This window comes from Lacihabitans sp. CS3-21 (assembly GCF_024343675.1).
Classification (GTDB): domain Bacteria; phylum Bacteroidota; class Bacteroidia; order Cytophagales; family Spirosomataceae; genus Leadbetterella.
On sequence record NZ_RJUD01000113.1, the window covers coordinates 176935 to 198043 of the forward strand.

The 21109-nt window shown below is 36.4% G+C and carries 11 protein-coding genes; all 11 read right to left on the bottom strand.

Going from position 1 to position 21109, the window contains the following annotated elements; genetic code table 11:
* Positions 1 to 47: 47 nt before the first annotated feature.
* Positions 48 to 2444, bottom strand: a complete 2397-nt coding sequence (locus EGI24_RS20630) for an ABC transporter permease (RefSeq protein WP_255050525.1) — start codon at positions 2442 to 2444, stop codon at positions 48 to 50.
* A 22-nt stretch (positions 2445 to 2466) separates the two neighbouring features.
* Complete coding sequence (locus EGI24_RS20635; RefSeq protein WP_255050526.1) at positions 2467 to 4908, bottom strand: ABC transporter permease; 2442 nt, start codon at positions 4906 to 4908, stop codon at positions 2467 to 2469.
* A gap of 269 nt (positions 4909 to 5177) precedes the next feature.
* Positions 5178 to 7649, bottom strand: coding sequence for a DUF5916 domain-containing protein (locus tag EGI24_RS20640; protein WP_255050527.1), 2472 nt, complete (start codon positions 7647 to 7649; stop codon positions 5178 to 5180).
* Positions 7650 to 7813: 164 nt separating this feature from the next.
* Positions 7814 to 8638, bottom strand: coding sequence for a DUF4097 family beta strand repeat-containing protein (locus EGI24_RS20645; RefSeq protein ID WP_255050528.1), 825 nt, complete (start codon positions 8636 to 8638; stop codon positions 7814 to 7816).
* 38 nt (positions 8639 to 8676) lie between these two features.
* Positions 8677 to 9534 carry a hypothetical protein gene (locus EGI24_RS20650; protein ID WP_255050529.1) on the bottom strand — a complete coding sequence of 286 codons (858 nt, stop codon included), beginning with the start codon at positions 9532 to 9534 and terminating at the stop codon, positions 8677 to 8679.
* Between the two features lie 33 nt (positions 9535 to 9567).
* Positions 9568 to 10287 (bottom strand): HEAT repeat domain-containing protein, encoded by a 720-nt coding sequence (locus EGI24_RS20655; RefSeq protein WP_255050530.1) that lies wholly within the window; start codon positions 10285 to 10287, stop codon positions 9568 to 9570.
* Between the two features lie 62 nt (positions 10288 to 10349).
* Positions 10350 to 10874, bottom strand: coding sequence for an RNA polymerase sigma factor (locus EGI24_RS20660; RefSeq protein WP_255050598.1), 525 nt, complete (start codon positions 10872 to 10874; stop codon positions 10350 to 10352).
* Between the two features lie 202 nt (positions 10875 to 11076).
* Positions 11077 to 13530 (bottom strand): ABC transporter permease, encoded by a 2454-nt coding sequence (locus EGI24_RS20665; RefSeq protein ID WP_255050531.1) that lies wholly within the window; start codon positions 13528 to 13530, stop codon positions 11077 to 11079.
* A gap of 104 nt (positions 13531 to 13634) precedes the next feature.
* A complete protein-coding gene (locus tag EGI24_RS20670) occupies positions 13635 to 16064 on the bottom strand; it encodes an ABC transporter permease (RefSeq protein WP_255050533.1) in 2430 nt (809 codons plus the stop codon).
* Positions 16065 to 16142: 78 nt separating this feature from the next.
* Positions 16143 to 18569: an ABC transporter permease gene (locus EGI24_RS20675; RefSeq protein ID WP_255050534.1), complete on the bottom strand. Its 2427-nt coding sequence runs from the start codon at positions 18567 to 18569 to the stop codon at positions 16143 to 16145.
* A gap of 62 nt (positions 18570 to 18631) precedes the next feature.
* Positions 18632 to 21046: an ABC transporter permease gene (locus tag EGI24_RS20680; protein ID WP_255050535.1), complete on the bottom strand. Its 2415-nt coding sequence runs from the start codon at positions 21044 to 21046 to the stop codon at positions 18632 to 18634.
* Positions 21047 to 21109: the final 63 nt, after the last annotated feature.

A 21109-nucleotide genomic window follows, 5' to 3' on the forward strand; every position in this document is an offset into this window, starting at 1 on the left:
AAATTGGTCGCTTTTATACCCGATTAATCAGTTTTCAAGTCACCTATTTACTCCGTTTTCAAACTCTTCACCGGATTCATCAATGCTGCCCTGATGGATTGCCAACCTACTGTGAGCAGTGCGATTACAATAGTTGTCATGGCAGTAAAACCGAAGATCCACCAATTAAAAGCTTCTCTGTAAGGATAGTTTTCAAGCCATTTTTGGCTGGCCAAATAAGCCAAAGGAAATGAAATGACAAACGATAAACTTACCAACTTTAAGAAATCAGTTGAAAGCAATTTTACAATACTTGTTACAGAAGCTCCCATGACTTTCCTTACGCCTATTTCTTTCGTACGTTTTTCGGCAGATAAAGTAGCCAAGCCAAACAAACCGATACAAGAAATAAAAATGGTCAAAATAGCTCCAAACAATATAATGTCTTTCCACTTTGACTCTGACTCATAACTTTTAAGATTCTCTTTTTCTTTAAATGAATAAGAATAGGAGCTTAAAGGGAAAATCTGTTTGAAGGTCTTTTCGATGTATTTCAAACTAGCGGTTTCAGTATTGGGTCTAATTTTCACATAAACTTGTCCATACCCATTACCGGGTTTCATAGTAAATAATTGTGGCTCAATTTTCTGACTAAGCGAAGCAAAATGATGATCTTTTACCACACCAATAACCTGATATTTTTCATCATTGTTATAGAAAAAATTCACTACTTGGCCCAAAGGATTTTTCCAACCAGCTTGTTTGACAAACGTTTCGTTGACCAAAACAGACTTTGTAGAATCCGAAGGAAATTCGGATGAGAAGTTTCTACCTTCCACCAAAGGGATTTTCAAAAGTCCCAAATAGGCAGTATTGACGGTTTCATAAGCAAAATTCATTGAAGTTTCGCCGTTTACTTTAGCTCCTGTTCCCCAAGATCCTCCGTTTTTTGGGGCAACTTCTATAATGTTCGGATTTTCAATTAATTCTTGCCTAAACAAATCGGCTTCCTGTTTTGTCATATTCCATTTCTCAACTTTAATTAAATCCTTATCGTCATATCCTAAATTACTAGATGTAAGATAGTTGAAGTGCGTATATATCACCAAAGTAGCAATTATCAAAAACGAGGCAAGGCCAAATTGTAAAACTACAAGGGACTTTTGAAGATAGGTTTTGCCTGTGAAATTGAATCTTCCATAAAGTGTTTTTACAGGTTCGTAACCCGACAAAACCAATGCCGGATAAATACCTGCCAACAAACCTGTTATAACAAAAAGCAAGACATAAGAAACAATTAATTTAAAATCAAAAAGATAACTTAAGGCTAAAGACTTATTGGCCAGCTGATTAAATATTGGCAACACCAGAACAACTAGTAATATGGCAATGATAAATGCAGAAAAACTTAGGATATAAGATTCACCCAAAAACTGAATGATGAGTTGTTTTCTATTGCCACCTACAACTTTTCTCACTCCGATTTCTTTTGCTCGTTTGATAGAACGAGCCACTGTCAAATTAACAAAATTGATGCAGGCTATAATCAGTATAAAAATAGCAATTCCACCCAAAATATACGAAAACGTTGGGTTGCTGGCATCTCTCAGGCCATTGCTAGCTATGTAGTCGGTGCTAAGGTGCATTTCTGCGAAAGGCTGCAGAAGAAACTTTGTGGTTTCTTTTACATCATATTTTTCTCTCATATTTAGTATGGCCTCTTTAGCATCTGCTTCAAAAACTCGTTTCATTTTGGCTTCAACAGCTTGCTGGTTCGCATTTGGTTGTAAGACGAGAAACGTATTCTGAAAGAAATTAAACCAATTGTCGTTGTTGGCATAAACAGAATTTTCTACTACTTGAGGAATCAGGAAATCAAATTTTATGGAAGAATTTTGCGGACAATTTTCGGACACGCCTGTGATTTTGTATGGCACAAATTTGTCGTCTTCAATTAGTTCTAAGTTTTTACCCAATATATCCGTTGTTTTAAAATATTTTTGAGCCATTACTTCCGAAAGAATTATAGATTTAGGTTCTAATAGAGCCGTTTTTGGATTTCCAGCAACCAGCGGGAAAGTAAATACGGAGAAAAAGTTAGCGTCCACTGCTAACATTTCTATATTGCTGATTTCGTTTTGATGTCTGATGTTTCGGTTATCAGATTTTAACCTCACGAAAGCCGCCACTTCAGGAATACTCTCTTTGAATTTGGGTCCTTGAAAATGTCCTGTGTTGCCATCCTTACTTTTTATACTTCCATCCGGACTTATCCATTGGTTTACAACCCGATAAATACTATTTCCATTTGCATGAAATCGGTCATAGCTCACCTCGTCTTTGCTATAAAGTACAATAAGCATTGCAGCGGCCAGTCCAATACTAAGACCCATAATGTTGATGCCACTGTACACTTTGTTGTGCACAAGGCTTCTCCAAGCGATTTTGATGTAGTTTTTTATCATTGTTTTAATGTTAAAAGATTGTTTACTCTGCCTTCAAAGACTCCACAGGATTTACTTTGGCTGCTCTCCATGCTTGTGATAGAACAGTTAAGGAGCTTATTGCGAGTAATATAAATATGCCGAAAATCAAAACCGATGGACGAATAGAAACCCTTGACACAAAAAACTCTAACCACAAATTGTTTATAAAATAAGCCAATGGAGTGGCAATGACCACCGAAATGGCAATCATCTTAATGTAGTTTTTGGATAACAAAAGGATAATCTGAAACGCTCCAGAACCCAGAACTTTTCTAATACCCATTTCTTTGCGGCGAGTTTCGGCCGTATAGGTAGCCATACCCAATAATCCCAAGCAAGATATAAATACAGCTAGGAAGGCAATGAAGCCTAAAACATTTGCAACATTGCTAAACACAGTATGTACCAAAAGCAATTCTTCATCAAGAAATTCATATTCGAAATTTGTAGTTGGGTTTACTTTTTTCCAAGTTTCTTCTAGATATTTGGTAGTCTCCTGTTGGTTGTTACCGCTGATTCGAATAGTGGCGTAGTTAAATTCCGATTGTCGATTTCTAAGCATTAAAGGTTCTATTTCTCTCATTACATTAAGAAATTGAAAATCTTTTACTACTCCCACTACTTCTACCGTATTTTTACCTACCAAAATCTTCTGACCAACCGCCTCTTGTGGTGTACCTAACTTGAATTTTTCGACCATTTTTTGGTTGATTAGTATATGTCTTTCTCCGTTTTGGCTAGGTATTTCGGGTAAATTTTTCCCGGCTATTAACTTTAGTCCCCAAACATCTACGCATTTGGCATCAATGTCAATATAGCTGGACTGTAGGCTATCCTTTAGATTAGCTGCTTTTTTTACCATTGTACCATTTTGAGTACCGGTGGCCGGTAAAAAAGTACATGCCGATACTGCCGCTATGTTTTTGTTTCTGGAGATTTCCTGTGCAAACCTTTTGTAGTTTTCTTGTTTATAGAGCGTTACATTAATTACGTTGTCTTTGTTGAAACCATAGTCGAAATTAAAAATATGGTCGGTCTGTAGGTAAATGAGACATGTCGAAATAATAAATATCAGCGAAACTGAAAATTGCATAATCAAGAGTGCCTTGCGGAGCGTGAGGCGTTTAAAAACCTTGGTTCCTCCGAAGCTTTTGAGAATTTGTATTGGATTAAAGGCTGAAATATAAAGGGATGGCAATAAACCAGCAATTACACCAACGGCTAAGCTGAAGCCTAAAAAAGTCAAATAAAGTGGAAGAGTGTGATTAAAGTTGATATTGAGGTATTTGTTTATCATCAAACCGGAGAAAAGCGATTGTAATAAGAACAATATGATGATAGAAAGCACCAAAGATACCATTGAAATCAATGCTGACTCCGCAATGAATTGGCCAAAAATATGACTTCGAGTAGCACCTGATACTTTTCTTATTCCAACTTCTTTGGCTCTTGTCAATGACCTCGCAACAGAAAGATTCGTGTAGTTTAAACACGCAGATAACATCACAATCAAACATAAAACGCCTAAAACCAATAAGACGATTTTAGGTATAGCAATATGTGTTTCGTTTCCTATGGGGTTACTCGGAGTTATTTCGGTAAGGGCTTTGGTCTTTAACCCATACTGATTGACATCGCCCTTTGGATAGTATTTATCAGATATTTTATCTAAAATATTTTGTAAGTCAGCCTCCGTTTTATCTTTTTGTAGTAAAACATAGGTATAGTTTGCCCAAATGGAGTTCCAGTCGTTTTGAGCAACGTTCAAAACCGAATCTTTAACCAAGACATTAAGAGAACTCATGGATGCCAATAGCTTAAAAGGCAGGTGAGTTTTCCCTTCATTAGCTTTTAGTACTCCAGTTATGGTGAAAAGTCCATAGTCGGTTTCTCGATTACCATTGTCAACACCAGTAGGGCTGAGATCGGTGTTTTTAAAAGTTACTGTTTTCCCCACTGGATTTTCATTAAAAAACAACTTTGAGGCCATTTCTTGGCTGATTACTAGTGACCGAGGATTGGTTAATGCAGTTTTTGGATCGCCTTCTAAAAGTTTGAAATCTAGTATTTTAAATAAGTTTTCATCGGCAAAGTAGCCGCCTCCAGAGGCTATTTTTTCATTATAAAACACATTTCCTCCGATATTTCTAACGAGTGTGGCTGAGGCCTCTATTCCTGTATAGTTTTTACGCAACTCTTCACCAAGCGGAATTGCCGAAGTAGCCATGTCGTTCATATGGTTGTTGTTTTTACCATGTGTCAATACTCTAAAAACCCGATCTTTATTCGAATGGAACTGATCGTAGCTTTTTTGATCGGCTATAATTGCCAAGATCAATAAACATACCGACATGCTAAAAGCCAATCCAATAACATTGATTAAGCTGAAAGCTCTGTTCTTAAGGAGATTCCTCCAAGCAATTATAAAATAGTTCTTTATCATAATTTTGTTAATTGGGTAGCGACTCGTGAAAATTATGATTGGGTTGGTCAAAAGAAAAAGTCAAAACACATCTCTGTAGTTCTGATTCTTTATATTGACTCTAAGTAAAACTTAGAAATAGCTTTTTCATAATTTTATATATAATATCCAATCCTATGCCAAAGTTATAACTAATTGATAATTAGAATTTAAAAATGATATAACAAAAAAAAATGTCCAAAAATGGACATTTGCAGTACATCTTCGGACATTCAAAAAAATACGAAATCTTATTTGGCTATTTTCTTCAAAGTCAGGTAATCAAGGAAGTAAATTACTTTCAAAGAAAGGTTGTTATTTTGTTCAGATTGCAGCGTATTTTGAAGGTTTTCCAAGTATGCTACTTTGGCATTGTCGGAGCTATGAACGGTGGCGTTTTTCCAAACTACATTCATGAAACTTCCTGGAGCAAACTGCCATGTATAAACCATGTCCACATTAAAATAATTAACGTTTCGATCAAGGTTTTGGGTAATATCAGCTCTTTTAGACAATAGCCCATCTTCCTTGAGTTCGTAAAACTCTCTGTTGTTTACTACGCTAGCGTAATGCCTCGCTCTGAAAGTCAAACCCATTTTGTTTGTAAAATTATATTTGAGATTAAGCGTGTTTTCAATTGATTTAACTTTTCTGATAGCAAAAATCGACTTGTCCTCAATTATGGTCGTAAATCCTAAGCCTTTATTGTTCGTATTAATTTCCATACCGTGACGAACCGAAAACTTCGAATTGAAACGATAATTGTGACTGAAACTGATTTCGGATAGGTTTAAGTTATAAAAATTAAAGTATTTGCGATTAAATACTTCAGCGTATCCTGAATATTTTTTGGCATTGTTGGTTTCAAACCATGTACCTATGCCCAAACTATTGCCTCTTTTAAAAACTCTACCCGCCACACGAGGCTCGTAAAAATCGTTGTGTGTAGGTTGAAAGTTTGAGAAAACACCAAACCAAAAAATTTTTCTGTGCTGAGCATTGAAGTTGAAGTTTATTCTTGAATTTTGATATTTTGTATCAATATCTCCAATTCTAGAGAACAAATGGCTTGCATTTAAATTAAGGTTGAAGTTCATGCGGTTGTACCACCCTTTTGGTTTTATGAAGCGATACCCAACATATGCATAGTGATTTATGAAATTATTGTTGGTGAAATAGCCCAAATCATTGCTCGTGTATTTGGTATCTGTCAACTCTTGAGTTGCTCTAAATTGAAATCTACCACTGGTTTTGCCAAAACCAAATGAATGACTGTATCCAGTAGAATTGTTCTTTTCGATGCTCTTAAAATCCAAATGACTGATGGCTGTATTACCCGAAAAATTGTAATTATTTTTCTTATCGTTTACACTAAAAAGAGCTGAACTTACATTGGCATTATATTCATGGCTACCTCTCAAAACACTGGTATTGATAAAACTAACCGACGAATTGTTTTTCAGGTTTTGATCCAGAACAAAAATGTTGTAGTTGGTTGTTGGGTCGGTTTCATATTTTCTTATTTCGCCTGATTCGTTGTTTTGAATGATGGCAAATTGTGGTTTTGTAACAGCATTCAAAAGCCCTATTCCAAGACCTTTACTGGTTCTTCCAGAAATTTTAGAAGCATTAATTAGCTTTGATTCAGAAGGGTTTCTGAGTATTTCTTCACCGGATTTTACTGCATCATACGCATCGTAAAGGTTGATGGGCGTACCACCAATCCGACGAGAATAAAAGAGGTTTCCTTTACTAAAAAGCTCGGTTCCTTCTGTAAAAAACTGGCGATTCTCGTTGAATTTTACTTCAAATGGTGTCAAGTTTAGCACCTGATTATCACTTTGTACTTGCCCAAAATCTGGGATAAGTGTTGCATCAAGTGTAAAAGCTTGACTCAAACCTAGCTTCATGTCCATCCCTCCCGACACTTGGCTTGTCCAGTTTTTTTGGTTGGCCACATCTGCTGGAAAGTGATTTTGATACACGGAAAAATAGGGATAAAGCTGCAAACGAAGCGGCGGTTTTATGTCTGTTATACCTTTCCAAAGGCCCTCCTGAGTCAGAAAACCATTTTTGTTTGGGTCTATGGCCGACCAAGTATTTTGAGTTTCAACTTTTCTACGTCTGCGGGTAATATTTAGCCCCCAGTCCTGCACTTTGTCTTTGCTAAAACGAATGGCAGAATACGGCAGGAAAATCTCGAAAGTCCAGCCTTTTTCATGAATGACTACAGCACTTTGCCAAACGGCATTCCAAGCGAAGTCTTCACCACCATTGTTGGAGTTTTGATTGGAGGTCATTTTGGCATCCCATTGTTCGCCCAATGGCGTTACGAAATACTCAAAACCGTTCAAATTGTCGTGGTAAGTATCAAAAATAAGGCCGATGTAGTCATTCGCTCCGAAGCCATCACGGCCCGAAAGTTCTCTAGATATAGAATCTGGTGTACTTTCGAAGCAAGTCCCACCAAAATAAATACCAGCATCATCGTACATAATAAAGGCCTCTGTTCGAATTTCTGGCCTTTCTTTTCGTCCGATTACTGGACGAAATTCTGTAAAATCATCTAATTTGGAGGCATCGCCCCAGGCTTGTTCATTGAGTTTTCCGTCAATTGAAACTGGCTTGCTGGTGCGTTTGGCGTCGAGGACTTTGGGGACAATTTGTGCAAATGAGACATAACTCATCTGCATTACTAAAAAGAGTAATGTTAGTTTTTTCATAATAGTTTTTTCATAATGTGAGCAGGGCAAACCACACTCAATATTTCAAGATTTGCAAAATAGGTCTACCAAAGATTGTTAAAGGGAGGTTTTAGCAAAATTCAATAGACCTATAAAGACAAAAAAGATATGTTTTTTTTTAGGATGTTGCACCTATGGCAAAATTATTTGACTTTTCTGATGTAGATATTGCCTTGCATGGTTTTCATCATAATTTCCGAACCGCCACCGTTAATTTTGCCGTAGGTCCAGTCGTCTTTTTTGATTTTATAAAGACCATTTTCTTTGTCAATCGACTGATTTATTTTTGAGGAGGTTTTATCAACATCAATATCGAAATCGGTAAATACATCACCCATATCAGTTTTTAGTTTTACGTTGGCTTTCAAGCTTCCTGGAAACGTAACATCCACTTTGCCGTTGAGTGTTGTGAAGGCCATTGGTGTGTTGGGAGTTATTTCGGTAAAGTTGACCAAAATGTCTTTGTTGATGGTGTTGGCCACTACCGAACCACCCACGTTTTTCATTTTTATAAAGCCGTTGATGTTGCTTATTTCAAGATTTCCAACGACGTTTTCAATCGAAATGTCGCCATTGTTAATCGTACTCACTTTGAGCGAAAACTTATGAGGTACTTTGATGGTCAGGTTTACATGCATATTTACATTATCTACTCCCACGTTCACCGTGTTATTTTTTTCTTTGGCAGTTAGTTCAAACCCATCATTTGAATTAATTCTTTTCATTCCTTCAGACTCTTGGTTTTGTTTCTTGTGATTTTTTTCTACAGAAATAGCATCAATAACGACTTCTTTTCCGGCATAGCCAATCACTTTTATGGAGCCAGTGATGATACCCACATTTAGTTTTCCTTCTTTATTGGGATCTGACAATGGAATGGTTAGTTGTTCTTTTTCTTGACTTTTTGCAAAAAATGGAATTGCTACAGAAAGCAATAGAACTGCGAATATTATCTTATGTATTTTCATTTTTTTATTTGTTTTGTAAAGCAATTTAAAATATTGCCTTACGATTTTTTAATATAAATATTTCCGTTAAAAGTCTCGAATTTTAGGTTTTTGCCGCCACTTCCAATTCTTATGGCACTTCCTTTATTGAGTTTATGTACAGTTCCACCCTCATTTTCTTTGGTAGTTTTTGTGATTGTCGAAGGCAGTTTTTCTACATTCTCAAAGTCTGTATAAAATTCGCCATTAAAACTTTTGAAAGAGCAATCTGCCGAAAGATCACTTGGGAAAATTACCGTTAACTTACCATTCAGTGTATAATATTTAGAATTATCAGGCGGCAAAGCTACATAATTGATATTGACATCGCCATTGATGGTATGAATTTCGTTGGCATTTTTTGCATTATTTACGGTGATTTTCCCATTGATATTATTCACTTTCATAAATCCTTCTACGTCATTAACCACAATGTCGCCATTATTTATAGTCGACACAACTAGATTTAGGGTTTTGGGCACTTTTATAGTAAAATCGAGATTGTGGTGAAATTGAATTTTTCTTTGGTCATTATTCCGTTTTTCGTTGTTGCGATTGGGCCGAGAGTCCCAGGGTTCGAAAATGTAAACAATTACACTATCGCCTTTTTGCTCAAACTCTAACTTAAATTCTCTCTTTCCCTGTTCCATAATCTCGTTTGTTTTGCCAGAGATTGTTTTGTCAACTTCAATAAGCACTTTATTTCCCTCATAACCTTCCACTTTTATGTGGCCGTCGATGTTGTAAACTGCCAGAACGCTCGTGGGCGAAACGGTAAACGCTTTGTTTATTTTTTCTTTAAATTTGGTGTCTTGTGCACTCGAATTTGTGCATGAGATTACCATTACCGACAATATCGGTATGATTAGCTTTTTCATAATTTTTGTTTTGATTTTATATTTTGAAACTTCTTACGACAGCACCAGAATCGTTTTTTCGATTTTGCCTTTTACAGCATCATTGAGGTTTTCTTTTCTGAGCAACTCCTTAAATTGTTTGACAGAACGCTTCTCTTGTAGTTTCACCATCGCATCGGCCAATGCGACTTGCATCAAAGGTGATTCTTGGGTAAGAAGCGATTGCACCAAGCCCTCACGTACTTTTGGGTTCTCTGCTAATTGAATCAAGGCTTCGAGTGTTACGAGGCGTACGTTCTCGTTTTGGTCGAAATTGAGTGTTGTCAGCAGTGCATCTATTACTTGGTCGTCAACATTATTTAGTTCTTGTGTGTAACTAACTGCTTTTAGTCGCTCAGTGGCAACTGGATTTTCGAGCATAGAGAGCATCATCATTTGCTTCATATCTTGCACTTCTGAAGATAACCTTTTTACTTCATTGCTGTTGGCTGCCACTTCACTGTTAGGTTTTCCAATAAAATATCCAGCACCGCTACTGATTACAATGAGTATCATGGCATAGGCCCAATTATAGGCAGGTTTGTATGCAAATAGCGTTTTGAAACGTTCAAGTAGGATTTGAAAAATACCTTCTTTTTTGGCTTCCTCTTCCGCTTTGAAAGTGTCAAGCATTGCATGAAAACGAATTTTCACATCTTTGCTTGGCTCAGGAACTCGCAGTTTGCCCATTTGTTCCCAAAGCGTTTTTTCAATATCATCAAATTGTTCGTCCATTTCTTTTTATCAAATAATAGGGAGTTTCTAAACCGAAACCAGCCTTTTTGTTTTATTGATTTTTAATGTGTTTCTTTCAAAAATATACCCTTCAATTCTTTCATAGCACGGTGCACTTTTACTTTGATGTTTCCTTCTGAAGTTTTAAGAATTTCGGCAATTTCTTGATACGACAATTCTTGAAAACGACTCAAAATCAAAACTTCTCGGTGATCAGGACTCAATTTCGCCAAAGCTTGGTGCAGAACTTCAGATTCTTGTTTTGTTTCAAGCTGAACATCTGCTGCTGGCGTCGAAATTGTCCTTTCGCTCCTTGGCGTGATGTCTGCTTCATAAACCACTCTGTTGTTTTTCTTGGCAGCATCATTGACTACATTTCTGGCCAAATGAAACATCCAAGTTCTGAACTCACCCTCCCCCGAAAAAGTATGGCGGTATTTCAACATTCTATAAAATACCGTTTGTACTAAATCTTCACTCTGTGCCACCTGACCCGTGGTGTGATATAAAAAACCAAACAAAGGCTTATGATAACGCTCAAACAACAAGCCCATCTTGTCTAAATCACCAGCTTTCACTTTAAGCATGAGGCTATTGTCTGTTAATGCGTTCAATCGGTTTGTTTTTTGTTTTTAGGGTGATTTGAACGTGGAAACTCCACTTGTTGAATAAGGTTACAATAAAAGTAGAATATTTTTGAAGAAACTTTTTGAAAGAGAAAAAAAAAGGAAAATTGGTTACTGGGAAACTTCTCCCCAATAACCAATTTTCCAATAACCTTAACATAATTTACTCCGTTTTCAAACTCTTCACCGGATTCATCAATGCCGCCTGAATACTTCTGTAACTTATGGTTAAGAAGGCAATTAAGACAGTTACCAAACCTGCAACCACAAAAACCCACCATTGTAATTCAGTACGATATTCAAAGTCTTGAAGCCAATCCTGCATTACATAATAACCTAATGGAAAAGCGATTAAGAATGACACTACTATTAATTTTAAGAAATCTTTTGAAAGTAAACCAACAATTTGAGGGACAGATGATCCCAGTACTTTCCTGATTCCGATTTCTTTGAACCTCTGCTCCGTGGTAAAAGTCACCAGACCAAATAAGCCCAAACAGGCCACAAAAATGGTCAGGATAGCGAAGATTCTAAGAATGGAATTCATGTTGGCTTCTTTTTGGTATGTTTCGTTATACAGCTGATCTAAATATGCATAGTTGAAAGGCTCACCTGTGCCGTAAGAAGTCCATTTGCTTTTCATAGTACTTATCAAATCAGCAGAATTTTCAGAACTTACCTTAATTATCAATCCGTAATATGGATTATAACGCATAATCAAAGGGTCAATTTTTTCGTGCAAAGACCTCGCATGAAAATCCTTTACGAGTCCAACTATGGTCAGAATTTCATTCGGTTTGTCTGCACCAACTGATTCCAAAACAGTCTGCCCAATTGGATTGGCCTTTAAACCGAATGCTTTGATGGCCGATTCGTTTATTATGATGTTATTTTTTTCCGTTCCTGTTTGTTTGGAGAAATTTCTACCCGCCAACAATTTCATGCTTAGTGTAGGTATGTATTCTTCATCGATATTGAAGTTTTTAGCACGGATCCTTTGCAAGGGATCGTTCAAAGGTGAGACCACCGTTGTGAAATTATCAGAAGGACCCGCAGGTAAAAATGCCGATGTTGAAATATTTTTAACTCTACTGTCTTTCTTTAATTCATCGCGAAAAGCCTCAAAACTTTTGCCCAAAAGCCCAGCTTGACGGATAACTATCAATTGTTTTCTATCGTACCCAATGTCCTTGTTTTTAATGTATTGCATCTGTTGGCCAACCACCAGAGTGCCAATAATTAGCGTGGCTGAAATAGCAAACTGAAAGACAACCAAACCGCTGCGAATACCTTTGGTATTTCCTGTAGAAAATCTATTTTTTAATGCCTGCAAAGGTTTAAAACCCGACATAAAAAAGGCAGGATAAGCACCCGCTATTATGCTTATTGTAAATGTAAGTAGCAAAATGACACCCAAAATGTGAGGATTCAGGAGGTCTTGGATGGAATAAATTTTGCCTGATATTTGGTTGAAAAATGGAATTGCCAAGAAGAATATTAGAACAGCTAAAACCATAGCCACTAAGGTTGAGATAAAAGCTTCTGTCAAAAACTGAAAGATTAATTGGCTTTTTTCAGAACCCAAAACCTTTCGCATGCCTATTTCTTTTACTCTTTTTGAGGCACTTGCAGTTGACAAATTCATAAAATTTATACAAGCTATAAACAGCATAAAAAGAGCTATTGCAGAGAAAATATACACCGTTTTGATGTCGCCAGGTTGTTCGAGTTCAAATTTATAATCAGAATAAAGATGAATATCTGTAAGCGGTAAAAGTCTGAAGCCCACTTTGTTGCCTTTGTCCAAAAACTCCTTAAAAGTCATTCCCATTCCAGATTTTATCTGCGAACTCATGTATTTTTCGGGAATTAGCTTCATTTTGGATTCTAATTGGGCCATATCAGCTTTTTCAGAAAGCAAAAGGTAAGTATGATAATTGCCATTTAACCAACTCGGACTTAGCCCGTCGGGATTACCTGCCATTGAAGTCAAAATATCAAAATGAAAATGGGCATTGGACGGAATTTCTTCGATAATACCAGTAACTGAATAAAAACCGCTCAGATTCACATAGCCAGCCTGAGAATAAACACCTTGGTCTTTGATTTCAATGGTTTTGTTGATAGGGTCGTCATTTCCAAAATAAGCTTGGGCTTGCTTTTGCGTCAAAACAACTGTTCTGGGTTTATTCAAAGCATTTTTGGCGTTTCCTTTAACGAAATTTATTGAGAAAACATCAAAAAAAGTTGAATCCACCATAGCGGATTTTCCACTTCTGAAGGTTTGATTTTTGTAAATAATCTTTGCGATGTCTGCAGTTTTTAACAATCTCGTTGTGGCCTTAATTTCTGGTAATTCATTCTTAAAAGTCTGAGCCACAGGAGCCATAACACTCGACTCATCTATGAGTTCATCGCCCATTTTAGCACTCAAATTTACCCTAACTATATGTTTGGCGTTTTCGTTGAACCTATCATAAGAAAGTTCATCCATCACAAAAAGTGAAATAACCAAACAGGTAGCGATGCCCATTGCCAATCCAAAGACATTTATAGAAAACATCATTTTGTTTTTTTGGATGCTTCGCCAAGCGATTTTGAAATAGTTACTTATCATAATTTTTTTATTTATTGATTGGGAAAATAGTTATCGGGAAAATAGTTACTGGGAAATTGTTCGGTATTGAAACCCTATGCCAGTTATTTAATTTCCAGCCACCATTACTCTGTTTTCAAACTTTTTATAGGATTTACCAATGCAGCCTTTATACTTTGATAACTAACGGTCAATATCGAAATAAGAATGGCTGAAAATGTAGATAGAGCATAAATCCACAATGGTATATCAATTCTGAATGAAAAATCTTCGAGCCATTTATTCATCACAAACCAACCCACAGGCAAAGCAATAATGATGGCTATACCTACCAATTTTAAAAAATCCTTTGTAAGTCGGTAAGTTATCTGGCGAACGCTGGCTCCCATCACTTTTCTAATTCCTATTTCTTTGGTTCTCATTTGTGCATTGAAAGCGGCCAATCCAAATAGACCAAGACAAGCAATTAATAGGGAGAGTACTGTAAAAGTCATGAAGATTCTGCCGAGCTTTTGCTCTACTTCGAATGTATTGTTAAAAGAATCATCCATGAAATAATGGTTAAATGGCTGTCCAGGAGCTACTTCTGACCACTTTTTTTCGATCTGCGAAAGACTTTGTTTGAAATCGCCCGAATTCAACTTCACTATCAATCGATTCGAATTAGAACCTATACGTAGACTCAAAGCCCCAATTTCGTCTTTGAATGACGAGTAATGAAAGTTCTTTACAACCCCAATTATTGTATACACTGGTTTTATACCATTATCTACCACAGTTGTGATTTTTTCCCCGATTACTTCATCTGGTTTTAAACCTAGAATACCCACCGCAGTTTCGTTTAAAATAATAGCGGTAGAATCGGTCGCAAAGCTTTTATCGAAATCTCGCCCCGCAATTATTTTCATATCCAAAGTTTCACTGTAATCATGGTCTACCCGCCAGTTTTGCATCTGAATGGTCTTTTTAGGCTCCGAGCCTACAAATTCAAATGAGTTATCTGATCGATTGGAGGGCGTAGGCAAATAACTACTTAAAGATGTTGACTCCACTTTGGGTAGTTCTGATACTTCCCTTTTAAAACTTTCCAGTTTATTTCCAGCTGCATAAACATCATCAATAATCAGAATCTGGTCTTTTTTATACCCAAGATCTTTGTTTTGAATAAACTTGAGCTGCTGAAATACCACCAACGTGCTGATGATTAAAAACACCGAAATGGCAAATTGAAAAATTACCAGAGTATTTCTAATTTTGCCTCCACCAACCTTAGATTTATTATTTCCTTTTAATACCTCTACAGGAACAAACCTTGAAAGGAAAAAAGATGGATAACTACCCGAAACAAAGCCAAGAAACAAGGTTGCCCCCAACAATACCAGCCAAAATATGGGATTAAAGAAGGGCAAGGAAATAGTTTTGCCTGAAAGTTGATTGAAAAAGGGGATAAGCATAAAAGCTAACAATAATGAAAAAAATAAAGAGATAAAAGTGAGCAAACTAGACTCTGTCAAGAACTGACGAACCAAGGCTGATTTATTTGAACCCAAGGTTTTACGAATACCCACTTCTTTGGCCCTTTTAAGCGATTGAGCTGTGGATAGGTTCATAAAATTAACTACTGCCAGAACCAACAAAAACAAGGCTATAAATGATAATATATATATTGTTTGTTTGTTGCCGTTTGGGTTCATTTCAGCTACTCTATTACCTGCTAGGTGCAAATCCAAAAGGGGAATTGTGCTGTATCTGATATAATTTCCGCTACTTTCGAAACTTTGGCGTGTTACACCAGGCATAAACGATTGTGCATACGGAATCATGTATTTTTCAAACAATATCTGCAAAGGCTTTTGCAAATCTGTGGCATTGGCATTGGGTATTAATTTCAGAAATGTGCTGAAATTATTACTTCCCCAGTTCGCTTCTTTAGATTCAGCATATCCTTCCATTGACAAGAAAATTGAATATTCCTTCAAAAAAGAATTTTTAGGCAAATCGGCAATTACCCCAGTAATTCGGAATGTTTCATTGTTGTCGATCAAAATACTTTGCCCAATCGGAGAGCTTTTTCCAAAATGTTTTTTTGCAGTGCTTTCAGAAATTACCACCGTATTGGGTTCCTTAAGAGCTGTTTTTGAATTACCTTCTAAAAGATTTAATCCAAAAAAATCAAGAAAATTGGGATCGGCGTAAGTGCTATTAACTTCTTTCTGGTTTTCGTTGGTCTGGGTCCGTCTAACCAAAACGCTACCAAATGAGCGGAAACGTGTAGCATCTTCCACTACTTTGAAATCACGCTTAACAGTTTCAGCAAATGGTGCTACCAAAACTCCAAATTCTTGAGCCTGACCTCCAAATTTTATATCTACGTTGGCACGGTGAATTCGGTTAGCGTCTTTAAAGGAGCGATTGAAACTAAGCTCATCAAAGATATACAACGAAATGAGCAAAGCTCCGGCCATACCTACAGAAAGTCCAAAGATATTTATGAAAGTAAAAAACGGCTGCTTTTTTAGGCTTCTCCAAGCGATTTTGAAAGAATTCTTTATCATAATTTAGTTATTGGTTATTGGAGAATTGGTTACTGGAATATTTTGTTTTATGACATTTTCCTTGTAAAAAATCAATATCTATTCAGATTTCAAACTCTTAACAGGATTCATCAATGCTGCTTTTATGGCTTGGTAGCTGACCGAAAATATGGTAATTAAAGTCGCGAATAGGCCAGAAATAACGAAATATTCCCAAGTAATATCAATCCTGTGTACAAAGCCTTGAAGCCATTGTATTGAAAAATAATAGGCCAAGGGTAAGCTCAGTAACGTAGCGATAAGCACCAAAATAAGAAAGTCTTTCGACATCAACTGCAAAATATTGCCTATACCAGCCCCCATCACTTTTCTAATTCCTATTTCTTTTTTGCGTTGCTCAGCATAAAAGGCTGCCATGCCCAACAACCCCAAACAAGCAATGAAAATGGCAATTCCAGATGCTGTTTTGTAGATTAAGCCTTGTTGTGTTTCAGCTTTGTAATAATTGGCTATATTTTCTTCGTAAAACTTACCGTTGAAAGGGTATTCTGGAAAAATAGCATCGTGAGCAGCTTTGATTTGAGCTACTGTCGCTTGCAAATTACCTGAAGTTATTTTCACAGAATTGTTCCAAAAATACTTTTGAACAGGAAAAATGATTATTGGGCTGTTTTCTTCTTTGGCACTGGCTGTCTGAAAATCTTTAACTACACCTACAATGGTATTCCATCCTTGACCTCCCATTCTTATCTGCTTGCCAATGGCATCTTCTGGCTTGATGTTGCCGAGTTTTTTGAGCATAGTTTCGTTCACTACATATTTTGGAATACTGTCGGTGTTTTCATATGACTTTCCAGCCAGCATTTTAAGCCCAAAAGTTTTAAAATATTGAGCGTCTGCAATTTTCGCACTTATGTTAAACTTCTCGTCTTCGGCTCGATGGTCGAAGGCAAAGTTGGATTGCCAATTGTTGCCGGAAGAAGGTGGGTCACTGTTGAAACTCATTGAACTAACTCCTGGTATAGCTTCTATTCTACTTCTGAGAGCGGTGTTTCTACTTCTTAATTCAGGGTCAACCGAAAAAATCAGAACGCCTTCTTTTACATAACCCATGTCTTTGCTATCCAACATTTTGAGTTGCGATACATTTATGAGTGTAGAAAAGACCAAGAAAATAGCTATAGCAAATTGGAAAACAATCAGTGCTTTTCTGAGTGAAAGTCCTTGCCTCCAATTGGCTTTTTTTGTGCTTCTAAAAGCTTCCAACGGAGAAAAATTGGACATTATTATAGCAGGATACAGGCCTGAAAATAAAGTGACTAATAATAATATAAGGCCTAAAAAAGGGAGTAACAATTTGTTCGAGAAAATACTGTATCCCTCTGGAAGGTCGAATAAGGCACTTAGCCATGGCTTGCCCAATAGACTTATCAGCAAGCCTAATATGACTGCTAGTAAGCTCACTATGAAAGTTTCAGACAAAAATTGTCCAGCAAGCTGCGACCTATACGAACCTAGCGTTTTTCTTACACCCACTTCCTTTATTCGTTTTCCGATAATAGCTGTAGCAATATTTATAAAGTTAAAACAAGCCATAAGGACAATCAAAACACCTATTAGTCCAATACCTTTGAGTTTTTTGGATGAAACTACTTTGTCTTTGAAATTGCTCAATCGTTGGTCAAAGTAAACTTGATCTAGACTGCCCAAAAAATGCTCCTTCACATCATTGGCTCCATCATTTTTGTATTTTTCTTTTGCAAATTTTCCAAGAACGGCATTTGTTTTTGATTCGGATTGATTATCCGCTAGTTTAAGAAACAGGTGGTCGTTGCTACTTGTTGAGCCCCAATCGTCAAATTTTCCAAAGCCCCATTTTTCAGGATTTTTTCGTTTGCTTTCATATGAAAATACCATTGAAGTATTAAAATCTGTGTTCAGTGGTGCATCTTTAATAACACCCACTACTTGTATCAGTTCTGTGCCATTTACCTTGATGTTTTGACCAACGGCTTTTTGAACATCACCAAAGTATTTTTTTGCCATGGTTTCAGATAGTGCAACTACATTGGGCTCTGCGAGTGATTTTGGGTTGCCAATTAACCATGGAAAATTGAAGACCTCAAAAAACGAGGGGTCAGTCACAAGTCCTTGATTATCTTCATTGTATTTGTCTCCATTTACACCTGAGCCATTATTCATTACTGTAACGACTGGTTCTACCATACCATGAATAGGTACATATTGACCAAGTTCAGGATGCTCGGAGATTAGTGTTTTTTGAAAAGCCAATGGTGAGCCAGTTGTATATTCAACCTCACCATTCTTGAGTGTGCTTTTTCTTAAAACCCTGAATATCTTCTCAGGCTCTTTATGAAAATTGTCATAACTATATTCGAAACTTAAATAGCTAAATATCAAAATAGCAGCGGCGATTCCTAAGCCTAGTCCTGCTATGTTTATGATATTATAGCCTCTATTTTTAAGGAGACTTCGAAGGGCGATTTTGAAATAGTTCTTTATCATAATTTTGTTATTTTTAAATCAAGTTTGCACGAATAATTCGTAATTCATCCTTGTCAGTTCATTCACTCCGATTTCAAACTCTTCACAGGATTTACCAATGCTGCTATTATGGCTTGGTAGCTTACTGTGAGTAAAGTAATAAACATTGCCCCAATGCCTGCAAAAGCAAAAATCCACCAAGAGATTTCTGTTCGGTAATTGTATTTTTGCAGCCAATTACTCATAAAATAGTAAGCAATTGGTGCAGCGATAAGGCAAGAGATTATCACCAATACCACAAAATCTTTTGATAACATTCGCCATAAACTTGCTACGCTTGCACCAAGTACTTTACGAATGCCTATTTCTTTAGTCCGTTGCTCGGCAACGAAACTTGCCAAGCCAAAAAGCCCCAAACATGAAATAAAAATGGCCAAAAACGTAAAAAGGGTTGCCAGTTTACCTAATAATTGTTCGGATTTGAATTTTTGTCCGTATTCGTCACTTGTAAATTTGTACTGAAACGGTGCAGATGGAACCAATTTTTTTTGAATCAATTCTATTTTTGCCAATGCTTTATTTGCCGATAAATTTGGGTTGATTTTCACCAACATTTGACCAACATCATTTGGATTTTTTACGTACCAATAAAATCCCATTTTTACAGGCTCATAAGGTGAGTCTGCTATTACGTCTTCAACAACTCCTATGATTTGGCGGCGTTGTTGAGTATCATCATTAGTGATAAATTCGCCAATTGGATTTTTTAATCCGATATATTTTGCGGCTGATTCATTGATGATTACGGCAGAAGAATCGGTACTAAACTCATTAGAATAATCTCTTCCTTGCTTAATTTTCCATTGAATAGTCTTGCCATAATCTTCATTTATATAAGTGACCGAAAATGACGATTCCGACTCTGCTTTTTTTCCTTTCCATGTAAATCCTCCCCAGTTATCCCAGATTGAGGTTACGGGGCTACTCGAAAAAGCCACATTATCTGCCAACCCATTTCTGAGAATCTCTTCTTTCATTATCAATTTGTTATTATTGAAATTGGGGTCATCCATCGGAATTCTTATCAAACTCTCTTTATTGTAGCCAATTGGGCGATTTTGTGCATATTGGATTTGTTCATACACGATGACAGTTCCAATAATTAGTATGATCGAAACCGTAAATTGTACCACAACCAATACTTTACGTGGCAGCGAAGCATATTTGTCCTGTCTGATTGTACCTTTCAGCACTTTTATTGGCTCAAATGAAGACAGGTAAAATGCAGGATAAAAACCAGATAACAAAGCTGTTGAAGCTATAAAAGTCAAGCAAAGCAACCAAAAATAAAGATTATAAAATGGCATTTTGATATTCTTATCAGTTAGCTCGTTGAATGGAAAAATAGAAATAGAAACCAAAATAAGCGTGATAATAAAAGCAAAAAAAACGACCAAAAATGACTCGCTCAAAAATTGATTTACTAATTGAGATTTTACTGAACCAATAGCTTTTCGTATTCCTACTTCTTTGGCTCTTTTTTCGCTACGAGCAGTGCTTAAATTCATAAAATTTATACATGCCAGTAATAATACAAATAAGCCAACAATAGCAAAAAGCCATACAAAGGTTATTCGTCCTTCAGATGGGTATCCATCTTTGAAATCAGAGTATAGATACCAGTTTTTCATTGGATTTAAGTAAAGAATTGCCTGATATTCTTTTGCTAGTTTTTTGTAATCATCGGGGGCATCTTTAAAATAAAAATTCTTTATTGCAGCATTAGCTTGTTCCACACTTACGTTGTCGGCGATCTGTACAAAAAGCCTTTGTGAGCTGTTGTGCCAGTTGGTTTCGTTTGCTTTTACTTCTGGAAAATTTGCCTTTGTATTCTCAAAATTGCCTATGAATTGAACATCTCCCAAAAAAGAATTTTTGGCAATGTCTTCATATACACCTGTAATTTTGCAGTTTATCTTATTATTTAGTTTGATAATTTGGCCAATAGGTTCTTTTTCTGCAAAAAGAGATTTTGAGGTCGATGCTGAGATAACGATTGCTTGCGGGTCATTTAGGCTTTCTTTGCTGCCTTTTAGCATTTTTAAAGAAAACATATCAATTACTCCATTATCAAAAAATTGACCTTTTTTTACATAGTTATTTTCACCAATTCTCATTGAATAATCACCGGCCCATTGTAATAAGATTACATGCTTGAAGAGATGTCCATATTTTTCACGAAGAACCTTCGCCAATGGTTGTGGCAAAGTAGTTGCGTAATCTGCTTTTTTTTCTAATGGCTCAATTATATGATTATGAACTTGTGCAATTCGGTCATAGTTTTGGTAGTTACGATTATAACTTACTTCGTCATAAACCCAAAGTCCAATAAGCATAGCCACTGCCATACCAACAGCTAGCCCACCAATATTGATGAAAGAATAAACCTTGTTTTTTTGGAGGTTTCTCAAGGCGATTTTGAAATAATTTTTAAGCATTTGTCTTGTTTTGTTTATTCAAAAAAGTAACTATTTCTAGAACACAAAATGCATTTATATCCT